9 protein-coding genes are annotated in these 12,945 nt (G+C 30.8%); all 9 read right to left on the minus strand.

The window, feature by feature from the left end; all coding sequences use genetic code 4:
• Nucleotides 1-8 precede the first annotated feature (8 nt).
• The 9 genes from P695_RS0100490 to P695_RS0100530 all read right to left on the minus strand — a co-directional run bounded on the left by P695_RS0100490 (nucleotide 9) and on the right by P695_RS0100530 (nucleotide 12,941).
• Entirely contained in the window at nucleotides 9-1,340 is a 1,332-nt protein-coding gene (locus P695_RS0100490; RefSeq protein WP_028126377.1) for a hypothetical protein, read from the minus strand.
• Nucleotides 1,340-2,269 carry an RluA family pseudouridine synthase gene (locus P695_RS0100495; RefSeq protein ID WP_028126378.1) on the minus strand — a complete coding sequence of 310 codons (930 nt, stop codon included), beginning with the start codon at nucleotides 2,267-2,269 and terminating at the stop codon, nucleotides 1,340-1,342. Before P695_RS0100495 ends, P695_RS0100490 begins: the two co-directional genes overlap by 1 nt.
• Nucleotides 2,270-2,271: 2 nt before the next feature.
• Nucleotides 2,272-2,910 (minus strand): signal peptidase II, encoded by a 639-nt coding sequence (locus P695_RS05185; protein WP_051437260.1) that lies wholly within the window; start codon nucleotides 2,908-2,910, stop codon nucleotides 2,272-2,274.
• Between the two features lie 11 nt (nucleotides 2,911-2,921).
• On the minus strand, nucleotides 2,922-5,651 hold the full coding sequence (gene ileS / locus P695_RS0100505; RefSeq protein WP_028126379.1) for an isoleucine--tRNA ligase: 2,730 nt from the start codon (nucleotides 5,649-5,651) through the stop codon (nucleotides 2,922-2,924).
• An 80-nt stretch (nucleotides 5,652-5,731) separates the two neighbouring features.
• Nucleotides 5,732-6,712, minus strand: coding sequence for an ABC transporter permease (locus P695_RS0100510; RefSeq protein WP_146063662.1), 981 nt, complete (start codon nucleotides 6,710-6,712; stop codon nucleotides 5,732-5,734).
• Nucleotides 6,713-6,795: 83 nt separating this feature from the next.
• Nucleotides 6,796-7,866, minus strand: a complete 1,071-nt coding sequence (locus tag P695_RS0100515) for an ABC transporter permease (protein WP_028126381.1) — start codon at nucleotides 7,864-7,866, stop codon at nucleotides 6,796-6,798.
• On the minus strand, nucleotides 7,866-9,356 hold the full coding sequence (locus P695_RS0100520) for an ATP-binding cassette domain-containing protein (RefSeq protein ID WP_028126382.1): 1,491 nt from the start codon (nucleotides 9,354-9,356) through the stop codon (nucleotides 7,866-7,868). The genes P695_RS0100515 and P695_RS0100520 overlap by 1 nt, the downstream gene beginning before the upstream one ends.
• Before the next feature lie 2 nt (nucleotides 9,357-9,358).
• Entirely contained in the window at nucleotides 9,359-10,327 is a 969-nt protein-coding gene (locus P695_RS0100525; RefSeq protein ID WP_028126383.1) for an alpha/beta hydrolase, read from the minus strand.
• Nucleotides 10,328-10,460: 133 nt separating this feature from the next.
• Nucleotides 10,461-12,941 (minus strand): vitamin B12-dependent ribonucleotide reductase, encoded by a 2,481-nt coding sequence (locus P695_RS0100530; RefSeq protein ID WP_084331572.1) that lies wholly within the window; start codon nucleotides 12,939-12,941, stop codon nucleotides 10,461-10,463.
• Between the last annotated feature and the right edge of the window lie 4 nt (nucleotides 12,942-12,945).

A 12,945-nucleotide genomic window follows, 5' to 3' on the forward strand; every position in this document is an offset into this window, starting at 1 on the left:
TCACTATTTTAAAGATTACCAGGGAAATAATAAACCCAACCGATTCTAGCAACAATGTCTGCTGCTGTTTTTTTAGACATTAATCCATTTCTAATATAAGCCTCTAGTGTGTCAAGTACTCTAATATCTGTAGCTGGAGTGAATTCTCTAATAAAGATAAAGATAATTGGGACAATAATTAAAGCAAGCAAAATAACTAACGCACCAATTTTAGTAATCATTGATTGTTCAATTTTTAATGGCATTAAAGCCATTAAAGCAGAACCACTTGCTAATCCAACTCCCATAGCGATGAAGTCTTCTTTACCTCCACCACTCATCATAGTGATTAAAATTAGAATTAGAACTGGTCAAATCATTTTTAATTTAATAAATTTAGAAGTGACTTTACTATCAGCAGCGACACTCATAATTAAGGTCCCGACTGCAATAGCTGTGATGTTAGAAATTCCTGCAGTGATTTGCATTGGGAACATCACAGAAACAAATAGTCCAGTCATGATATAAGCCATTAACATCACCAATAATAATTTTCAAGCTTTAATTGTTGCTTCTGAAAATTTTAAAGCTGTATAAAGTGCAATCCCTCCAAATCCAATCACAAAAATGTTAGAAAACATTTGTGATGTTGGTAAGGCAAATCCATATGTAAAAATTCGTCATCATTGACCACCATCAATTGTTAAAGATAAAGTGGTTCCACCAGAAAATAAACTATGCACTCCAAAAATGCCATCTAAAGTATAGTTGTTTAAATTATACATAATTGATAATGATAACCAAACAATCGGAGTTAAAACTGCAGCTGCTAAAACAAATCAAGTAAAAATTAATTTATTTGGTGAAGTTCTGGCAATTAAAGAAGAAACAGATTTAGTGATTTTTTCCAAATCAAGTTCACCAATATCTTCATTTTCTTCTTGGTTTTTCACCATATTTTGTTGGTTAAAAAAGCTAGTTGATTTTTCCATGGTTAGATTAGTAATTTTTGGAAAAAAATCACGTAAAGTAGTTTTGACAAAGTCAAAACTTCCAACAATTTCGATGTTACCATTGTCATCTTTAACAAAATTATTAGCTAATTCAGCATTCACAATTAAGTTTAAAAATTTTGGTTTGTGGTGTTCAGAAATTTTCATTTTCAACAATAATTTTTCTAAAAAGAAATCAGTTGTTCCAGGTTCTAGTTTGATATTTGATAATTTAATCACATTAATATCATTTGTTGAAGAATAAAAATAAATTGCATTCTGACTATTTTTAGTAATTTTTTTATATCTCTCTTCGCGAATAAAAAAATTCTTAAAGGCATGTTTAATATCTTTGTAATTTATATCCATTATGCACCATCCCTTTTTATCTTATTAATCATATCATTAAATTCACTTGGTAGTGGTGATTCTACTAGGATTTCCTTTTTTGTAATTGGGTGAATAAACACTAATTTAGCTGCGTGTAAGTATTGTCCAAAAGCGGTTGGCTTTTCAGTTTTACGACCATAAAGTGGGTCATTCATCACGGGGTGTTTAATAAAATTTAAATGCACACGAATTTGATGAGTTCTCCCAGTTTCAATTGATAATTGCAATAAAGTGGCATTGGTATATCTTTCTAAAACTTTAAAATTAGTTTTGGCATATTTGGAATTAGTATGGGTGACAGCCATTTTTTTACGGTCATTTTCATGACGTCCAATTGGTGCTTCGATAATTCCTTCATTTTCTTCAAACTCACCCCAAACTAAGGCAATATATTCTTTATAAATTTGGTGATCAACAAGCATGTTAGTTAATAAACGATGTGTTTTATCATTTTTAGCTACAATTAAAAGCCCTGTGGTTTGTTTGTCTAAACGATGAACAATCCCTGGTCTTTCCACACCCCCAATTGAACTTAAATTTTTCATTTGGCTTAATAAACCATTGACCACAGTCCCGCTTTGATTGCCAGCTCCAGGATGGACAACCATATTATTAGCTTTATCAATCACTAATAAATGTTCATCTTCATAAACAACTTTTAAATTTAGTTGCTCTGGTTGAAGATCAGTTTGATCTGGTTTAGGAATGACAATTTGAATGACATCATGAGCTTCAATTGGTTTTTTAGCAATCACAACCACTTGATCATTAATGCTGACATTGCCTTTTTCAATGATTTTTTGAATCATTGAACGTGAAAAATCAAAAGAACCTTTTAACACTTCTGTTAAAAAGATATCTAATCTTTTGTGATTTTCTTCGGCTTTAATAATTTCAATTTTTTCCATAATTATCCTTCTTTATTGGGGGTCGGAGCTTCAGGTTGGTCTGAAGCTTGATCTTGATGTGATTTAGATTTTTTACTATGTGATTTTTGGACAAACATTTTGACAATATCAATCAAGACACAAACTACCAAGTAAGCAATTGCGAGACTAACTCAAATGTCAGCAATATTTAAAATAAAATTATCAAGTCCAAAAATCGGTAGCTCAATTTTAATAAAATCGACAACTCCTCCCATCACACCAAGATGTGTACCAACTGTGACCATCGGTGCTCAAGCACGTGCTAATAGATTAGCAAAACTTCCAGAAATAAAAATTGTTAAACCAATCAATCATTTTTTATCATTGATAAAAATGATTGCTGTAAAAATTAAAATTGTCAAAATGGTGGCCATCGTGATGACGAATGTTGGATTGCCATCCATCATCCCTTTGGCAGCACCAGGATTAATTACATAATCAAAAGTTAAAAGACCTTTAATAATCGTAATTGATTCACCTTGATGCATATAAGCATTAATTAACCATTTAGAAATTCAATCAATGGCCACTAAAACAGAAAATAGCGGTAGGCAAGCTACCAACTTAAATTTTCACTTATACTCGTGGTGTTTGATTCTTTCAACAAAGTTTAATCACATAATTCTCCTTTTTATTTAGTTACAACATCAAAACAACGTTGACAAATTTCAGCATCTTTTAATGTTTCAAAAATCGCTCAACATCTTTGACACTTCTCACCTTTTCTTGCTTGAATTTTAATTCAAGCATGTTTGTGTTCGACAAAATCATTGGTTTTGGGAGTTAACACTATTTTTGAAACAATTAAAACTTGGGCTAATTCTTCGATGCTAATAAAATTTAAGATGGTTTTTAAATCATCTTTTAACTCTAATTCAACTAGTGCTTCAAAGCTTTTTGAAACTACTTGGTTGTTTTTAGCTTCTTCTAAAGCTTTATTAATATCAGTTTTTAAATCTAAAATTTTAGTTCACATCTCAATAAAATCATCGGTTTGGCTTTGGTCTAATTTTTTATTATCTAATAAATGAACAGATGCTGCAGTTTTTATTCAAGGTAATGCTTGATAAACTTCTTCAATCGTATGAACTAAAATTGGTCTTAATATATCAATTAAAACTCATAGTTGTTCAAATAAAACAGTTTGTACTTGTCTTCTTCGAAGACTATTTTTACCTTCAACATATAAAATATCTTTAATAAAATCTAAATAAAATGAAGATAAATCACGAGTCACATAATTAATGGTTAAATTATAAACTGAGTTAAATTGGTAATGATCATAAGCTTGTGCTGCTTGATTTTTAAAGATTGTGGCATTATGCAGAGCAAATTTATCAACACTACTTAATTCTTTTTGATAATCTGTTGCTGGATTAAAATCTGCTAAATTAGCTAAGATAAAACGCATGGTGTTACGAATTTTTCGGTAAGTTTCACTAACTTGCTTGATGATTTCTGGACCAATTTTTTGGTCGTCAGTATAATCAGTTGATGCAACTCATAAACGGAGAATATCAGCTCCTAAATCATTTGAAAATTCAATAGGATCAATCCCATTACCAAGTGATTTAGACATTTTTCCACCTTTTTCATCAGTGGTCATTCCATGAGAAATTAAAGTTTTGTATGGTGCTTTATCATCATAAACAACCGAATTAATCATCGATGCATTAAATCAACCACGATATTGATCATTTCCTTCTAAATAAATATCGTATGGACGTTTGAATTCAGGGAATCTTTCTTCTAAAGCAATCGCACTACTTCCAGAGTCAAACCAAACATCTAAAATATCCTTTTCCTTTTTTAAACCTTTGTTTTGATAAGCATCAGGTAAGAAAGTGTCGGCTGGTTCTGAAAATCAAGCATTAATGCCTAATTTTTCAATGGTTGCGATTGTGTGATTTAAAATTTCAACATTTAAAACTAACTCATCTTTTTGATCATAAAACCCTAAAATTGGTACCCCTCATAATCTTTGACGAGAAATTGTTCAATCAGTACGATCATCTAAGACTTGGTAAAGTCTTTCTTTGGCTCATTTAGGTCTAGTTTGAATTTCATCAACGTGTTTTAAAATTTGTTTTTTAGCTTTGTTTAAACCAACAAATCATTGTAAAGTGGCGCGATAAATAACTGGTTTTTTAGTTCTTCAATCATGTGGATATGAATGCGTGACAAATTTTAATTTTAATAACTTGTTGTTAGCTTGTAATTTCATTCCCACAATTTTGTTGGCATCTTCATAAAATTGACCTTCTAAAGTCGCATCAGCAACTTCTGGGGTAAATTTACCTTGGTTATCAATTGGGGCAAATGGTTCTAAGCCATGAGCTTTAGCAATCATATAATCATCTTCACCAAATCCACCAGCAACATGGACAATTCCAGATCCAGCTTCATCAGTTACATGATGTCCAGCAACAATTTTTGAAAACTGATTTTCATATCAAGGGTGTTCATATTGCAAATTAATTAAGTCATGACCTTGCAAATGGCTAACAACTTGGACATTAGTTCAACCAATTTGTTCAGCAACTTGCTGAACAAGACTTGTTGCAACAATAAAATGACGAGTGTCATTTGCTGGTTTCACAATTGCATAATTCATCTGTTCACCAACAGCAATTAATTGGTTTGCAGGAATTGTTCATGGAGTGGTTGTTCAAATAATTAAATGTGTATCTTGAGGTAATTGTGCATTTTCAACGATTTTTGTGGCCACAAAAATCGTTGGTGATTTAATATCACGATATTCAATTTCTGATTCAGCTAAGGCTGATTCAGATGATGGTGATCAATAAATTGGTTTTAGCGCTTTGTAAATTAAACCATCATTAAACATTTTGGCAAAAAGTTTTAATTCTGAAACTTCATAATCTGGACGCAATGTTAAATAATTAGTCGCATAATCGGTAAACATTCCTAAACGTGTAAATTGATTGATTTGGTTTTGGATTTGTTCTAAAGCGTATTGATGACAAAGTTCTCTAAAACTAGCCGCATCCATGCTTTTACGATCAACCCCAGTCTTAGTGACAGCTGTTTCAATTGGTAAACCATGAGTATCTCAACCCATAATAAAAGGAGCATGATATCCACTAGCATTTTTTCAACGCACAATAAAATCTTTCAATGATTTATTCAAAGCATGACCAATATGTAAATCACCATTGGCATATGGCGGACCATCATGAAGCATAAATAAAGGCTTGTCTTGATTACTCTTAATTTTTTGCTGATAAATTTGGTGTTCAGCTCAAAATTTTTGAATTGTTGGTTCTTTATCTTTCAGACCAGCTCGCATATCAAAACTAGTTGAACCAAGGATTAAGGTGTCTTTATATTTATTATTCATAGGTGTCCTCTCATTAACATTTAAAATATTATAACATATGGGTTTTTTATAAAATTAACAACAAGAAAAACATCTGGTTGCTATTTAGTGGTTTTGCTTTTAAACAATTTTTTAGTTAACTTAAATTTATGCATATTTCCATTATAATGTTGAGTTAATGCTGGGAAAATTGTTTTAATTTCATCGGTATGTTCTCGATGAATAGCTTTTAGTTCAGCGACTGTTGTGGCTGTTTTAATTTGGTGAATATATTTTGATGAAGATTCTGTCATCACAAATAATCCATATTGATTTTTACGATGGAATTGGAGTTCTTTCATAATTTTGATGACTGACATTGATAAATACATCACAAGCACAATCACAGCCCCTAAATAAGCTAGTCACAACTTACCATCAAAGCCAAAATCAACAGAAATGGTTCGTTCATGAGTCACAACCATATCTTTAATAATTAATATGGAACCACTACTTGCATCATTAGCAAAGCCAGCTTGGGCAAGGTTGATGGCATAGCGATGTGGCCATAAATAGAGAATATAACCAAATCAATGATAATCAGGATTTAAAATAACATCGATCGGAAATCCTAAACCTAAAAAGTATGTTGATGTGGCATAAATTAGAATGACAATCATTTGCGAAAGAATCGAATTTTTAATAAATGTAAAAATAAATAATCCCACTGCAAAAGATGTCATTCAAACAAAAAGCAATGCTGTTAAAACCACACCCCAATTAGCTCGACTAACCAATTCTCGTTGAGCCGAGAAGAAAGTGATTCCGACTAAAAACATAATGATCGAAACACCTAAAGTCGTAATTAAATTAAAGAAAATGGAAGCTAAGGCTCGAATATAATTCGGAATCGAAGTTTGATTTAAACGATTAACCATCCCAGCATCACGATACTCATTATAATGTCTCGTGTAAATAAACATGCCATTACGAATAATTCCAATTGAAATCCCGGAAACTAATAAAAATGGATCAGCATCTTTAAAAACTAATCAGATGACCATTGTATACAAAGCAATCCCAAAACCAAGAATTAAATTCATTGGTCCTTCAAACCAATTTTTACATTCAATCTTTAAAAGCAAACCTAAGATTCTGCAATTTTTTAAAAATGATTTATTCTCCATTACCGCACCACCTTTTTAGGTTTTTTATATCGCGCATTTTTAATTTTTAATTTTTCTTTTTCATTTTTAGCTTCTAAATTAATTTGATTAATCACTTGGTTTAACTCAGTTAAACTTTGGGTTTTTTTGATTTGATTGATATAAAGAATTCTTTTATTCACACCTTGATAACTTTTAATTCCGCGGGAATTAAAAATATTTTGTCGACGATACCCTCAATAAATGATTAAACAAATTAAAGCAAATCAAGCAAAAATAGCCAGATAAACTAATCATAAATGGTGGCCAAATCCAAACCCAGCACTAGCTAAAAAAGAATCAGGATCAACACTGCCAGGAAAATCATGACCATCCCCCATATGCCACTTACCATCCCCAACAACCGGCATGCCTAAATTAGGATAAGCTTTCCCGATTCAACCGCTTTGCATTAAAGTGATGGTATATCTTTGTGGGGCAATGTAAAGTAAATAATTTAATCAAGGCACATTGCCAACTACTTTTCATGGAATTCCTAAACCTAATAAATACATTGCTCCAAAATAACAAACTAAACAAAAAACTTGTTTTCAATCACGACTTTTTATTCAAAATTGTAAAAGCATCCCTAGTAAAGAACACATAATAATATGCAAAAAAAGTCCCGAAAGAAAAACGGTTCAATCAACAAATTGAATTAAGCGTCGTTGTTCTGGAAACATCATTCCCATAATAAAAATTAAAGTGATAATAACAAAGTTGATTGCTCAATTAAAAGCTAAAATAGAAAAGAAAGCAATACCTTTAGATAATGGTGTTTGTTTCAGCTTAGTTAACGTCCCTTTAAATCGCCAATCACCAAGAACATTAGATAAATTGTATTGAGCATTCCTAATTGTGGTAATCCCAATTCCTGAAGCTAAAATAAATGGGTCGGCTGTGAACAACCCATTTTTTGGTTTAAACATTAATCAACAAAAAACCATAATTGTTGTTAAAACAAAACCTAAAGTAATTGATGCATAATCATTTTTGTAATTATTTCATTGGATTTTTCAAAAGATCGCAATTAAGGAAAAGTTATTTTTCATTAGTCATCACCTTCATCATCATCTTTAGGTAATGGTTTAGTTTTAATGGTGTTCAGAGTCACTGTTGATTGTAAATCTTCAGCGGTTGGATTTTTAAGAATTTTAATTTCTTCATCGTTGTTTAAAATGATCGTTTCTTCATCGACACTTTGTTGTAAAGCACTTAAAACATCTTTATGTTCCACATGATTTAGGGTTTCTAAACGTTGACCAACAATTTTATTTTTCTTGATTAATTTACGTTCTAGTTTAATAATTTTGATTTCTTCTTTGATGTACTTTTTTTTCAAAATTCGCAATTGTTTTTTTTCCAATGATGATACTTCTTCTTCAGTTTCTTCAATGCTGAATAACTCATCATTTTCAAAAATCAATAAAACTTTCTTTTCAATAAAAGTTGCCATTTTTTCTAATTCTAAAACAATGTTTTTATACTTTTTCTCTTTGGGATTATTTTTAATATGTTTTTTAACTGTATAAATTGTTTGGGTTAATTCTTTTAAAGCTTGTTTTAATTCTTTGATTGCTTGATTAATATTTTTTTGAATTAAAATTTCACTAAATGTTTTAGCTAGTTGCTCTTCAGTTAATTGAAGTTGATAAAAAGTGTTTTTAATTTGAATATTAATTTTGTCACCTTCATGATCAGGGAAATTATTTTTATAAACAGCTTCTAATTCTTTAAAAGCTGTGCGGAATTTTTTTAATAAAATTTGAAAGCTACGGTTAGTAGCCACACGGCGTTTATTTTCTTTAGCTTCTTCAGCTAATTTACGAATATATTCAAAAGTTGAACCATGTTCTTTGACGATTCCACGTAATGAGGAATCGTCTTGCATTTCACCTTTATTTAAAGTGATAATGCGATTACATAATGCATTCAAAATAAAGTCTTCAGGTTGGATGATAATAATGGTTCCGCCTTGATTTTTATATTCTTTTAATAAATTAAGAATTTTCATTTTATGTTCGAAATCAACAGATGAAGAAAACTCATCAATCACAATTAATTCAGGTTTATATAAAAATGCTAAAAATAAAGCAAACATTTGTAAACTTAAAATGTTTAACTTCGATAATTTTTTGTCCATAATTTGTTCAAAACCAAAAGTATCAATTAATTTGGCGATTCAAGCTTTGTCCTGAACATCATAAATGGCCTTGTATAAATCAATCACATCCTTAACTTTGAAACCAATTGGTCATGATTGTTCTCTTGATTGATAACCAATCGCTTTAAAAATATTTGGTTCTTTAAAAAAGTAATCAATAATGCCACTTGTTTGTTGAATCACATTCCCAATCAATTTTCCTAAAACTGTTTTCCCAGCACCATTATTTCCAACCAAAGCAATCGCTTCACCACGATTAACTTTAAAATTGACTTTTTTAATCGACCAAACTCCATGTAAAAAACTTTTAGAAAGGTTATGTACCACAACTAAAGTATTATCATCTGCATGATTATTTTGATCAATTGTTTTTTCCATATTTATTTTTTCTCGTGTTTTCTAACAAAAAGTAGGCTTTTCTCTTTATATTCTTTTGTGTGTTCAATCATAGCTTTTGTATGATGGGTTCCATCAAAAATGATTAATTCATTAATCGTTGTTTCTTCCAAATTATTTTTTGTGTTTCACATCCTAAAACTATCTAAATAGTTGGTGATTCGATCACCACGATTATGAATGTACAAAATTGGAAAATGTTTTTCTTTTGGTTTGATCATGGATAGGTAATCTAGATTAGTTAAATCGGCACCATATTCTTTTTCATAAATCTTCATCATATTTTTTAAAGTTTCTTTACCAAAATTTTTTAAAATTTTTGGTGAATTCTCATAAACTATTTTTTCTAATTGTTTTGGAGCAGACATATAAGCCGAATCAGAAATTCCCCATCTAATATTGGCTTTTTTGATTAATTCTGGTTCAGTTAAACTAAAATAATTTAAGGTAAAACCACCCATGCTAGTGCCGATTAGTCCCATTTCATCAACTTGATATGCACTGATCAACCATTCAATAGTTGCAATCATATCCCATTTTTCTTTAAATCCTCAAGTGACAGCATCATTTTCACTAGCACCATGATTTCTAAAGTCAAAAGTAATAATATTATAACCCAATTCACGATAGTGTCAGACTAAATATAGCACTTCAAATCGCGAAGAATTATAACCATGCATTGCGACAATTCATTTGTTGGAAGGTTTTTCATTTAAACAAACAGAAGCTGCAATTTTAATTCCATCTTTCGAGGCAAAAGTTACATTATTTGTTAGCTTTCAATAATCAATATTTAATTTTTTATTGGAATTAAAATTCACAGGATTTAGATTAAACATTTTAATAATGTTTAATCTAATATCACGACCATCTTCACGGCGATAAACTGTCGGAGAATAATGGGAATTCAACATATTGATCATAGTTCTTGCAAATGATGAATTTTCAGCCATTAATTATTTCTCCCTTACTTTGTTTATTATATTCTTTTTTTTAATTTATTTTTTTATAAAAGCCAACAAAAAAACCAAAAATTGGTTTTTTTGTTTTATTTATAAATTATGTTTCTTTAATTGGTTAATTTAATTAAAGACCACATTTTAATTGGACATTACAGTTGTTGCAAGTGACACATCCACCACTATCAATTAAAGTTCCTAATTGACAAACTGGACAAGTATCACCAATTTCTGTCCCAATTCTAATTGTGTCTTCATCTTTAAAATCTTCATTGTCAACAACAACTCCAGTTCCTGATTTAGTGAATTCTTCACTAAATAAGTTTTCTTCTTTTTCTAAAGATAAGACTTGCGTATCACGACTTCCATCAACATAAACTGTTCCACCTTTAGCACCATGTTTATATAAATACATATAGATTTGTTCAACATCAGCAACACGATATCCTTTGGGAGCATTAACTGTTTTTGAAATTGATGAATCAACTCAACGTTGAATAATACATTGTACATCAGCATGTTCAACGGGACTTAAATTCATCGCTGTTGCAAAAATATCTGGTAAGTTTTTATTTTTGTATTCTGGATGCACGTCTAATCATTTATCAACCAAAGGGACTTTTACTTCCATAAATTTACCTAATCTTCCACTTCTGAAATATGAGAAGGCAAAGTATGGTTCTAATCCAGTTGAACCCCCAACCATTGTTCCAGTTGATCCGGTTGGTGCAACTGTAATTAAGTGCGAGTTTCTAATTCCGTATTGCACAATATCTGCAGCAATATCTTTTGGTAAGGTTTTGATAAATCCTGATTGAACAAATTTTTGGCGGTCGCCTAAGAATGGGAAACTCCCTTTTTCTTTAGCTAAAGCAATTGAAGCACGATAAGCAGTTGTGGTAATAATTTCAAAAACACGATCCACAATTGCATTTCCTTCTGGACTTCCATATCTGACACCAGCTCAAATTAGCATGTCATGTAAGCCCATCACACCCATTCCGACACGTCTCTCACCAAGTGCTTGTTTTTGATTTTCTTCTAAGAAGTATGGCGTAGCATCAATAATATTATCTTGTAAGCGGACACAAGTTGTGACAGTTTGTTTCAATTTATCTTCTAAGATTTCACCCGTTTTTTTATCAACAAAGTTAGCTAAATTAATTGCCCCTAAATTACATACTGAATATGGTGCTAGTGGTTGTTCACCACAAGGATTAGTGGCGACAACTCTTTGCTCATAACCACGAGCATTAGTCATTTCGTTAGCTTTGTCAATGAAGAAAATTCCTGGTTCTGCTGAATAAGTTGAACAGAAGTTAATTAACTCTCATAATTCTTTAGCTGGAATTGTTCTAAATGTTTTGGTTGGTAAACCCATTGCTTCTCATTCAAAAACATTCCCAATTTTTTCTCATTCTGTTTCATAAACTTTTTTTTGATCAGCATCAAATGCTAAGTTATCTGGGAATTTCAATTCTCATTCTTGACCTTTTTCAATAGCTTCCATGAATTTGTTAGAAATAGCGACTGAAATGTTTGCTCCAGTTAAAAATTCTGGATGAACAACTTCATATTCTCCACCACTTAACAATTTTTCTTTGACTTCATTGACAAATGCTTGGTCAAATGAATAACTATGTTGTAAAACATTTTCATAAATTTTTCTTTGTGTTTCATCAAAACTTTTGAATTTTAATTTTTTATTAACTTCATTTTGAATATGTTCAGATTTAAAATGTTTTTTGACAAAAAGTAATGAACGCACATTTTGCATTTTAGAAATAATGAATTCAATAATGTCTGGGTGTCAATCAGCAAGCATAATCATTTGTGCTCCACGTCTTGATCCACCTTGTTCAATTAAGTGTGTTAATTGAGACAAGTCATTTAATCAAGAAACAGCTCCTGATGAAGAACCTCCCACTGATAAAGCAGCAGCTCCTTTTGGTCTTAAAGTTGAACCATTAGTTCCAACTCCTCCCCCACGACTCATAATTTCTGCCACTTTTTCACGGTGGTGAGCAATTCCTTCACGACTATCGTGAATATATGGCATTACATAACAGTTGAAAAATGTCACTTGTTTATTTGAACCAGCTCCATATAAAACTCTTCCAGCTGGAATAAAGTTCAATGTTTCTAATTCGTAGGCAAATGCTTTTTGAATCGCCTCAGTTTCTTCTTGTCCAAGATATTTTGCCACACGACGAGCAATTTGTTCAAAATACAATTCTAAAGGTTTCATTAAAGACCCTTTGTCTTTAATGATTAAATTATTAATTTTTGGATCCACTTTAAATTCATTAGAAATAAAACCAACATATTGATCTTCAATCTTAATTAAGTATTTACCATCTTCTTTTTTTTCAATCACTTGACCAATTCCACGAGTTGGAAAATTGGGATCATTTTTAATAATAGTAATCACTAAATCTCCGACTTTTAAAGTTTTTAAAGTGTCATCTTTTTGTGAATAGCGGTCTAACATGACCATTCTTGAAACACCTTCAAAGTGTAGTTTAAATCCTTCTTCAATCGGAAAAATGTTTTTAAAATTCTTTTTAATGTCTGCATTTAATTCTGTAATTTGATTTACATTATACATTTTT

It is taken from the genome of Williamsoniiplasma lucivorax ATCC 49196, from assembly GCF_000518285.1.
GTDB classification, from domain to species: Bacteria; Bacillota_I; Bacilli_A; order Mycoplasmatales; family Mycoplasmataceae; genus Williamsoniiplasma; species Williamsoniiplasma lucivorax.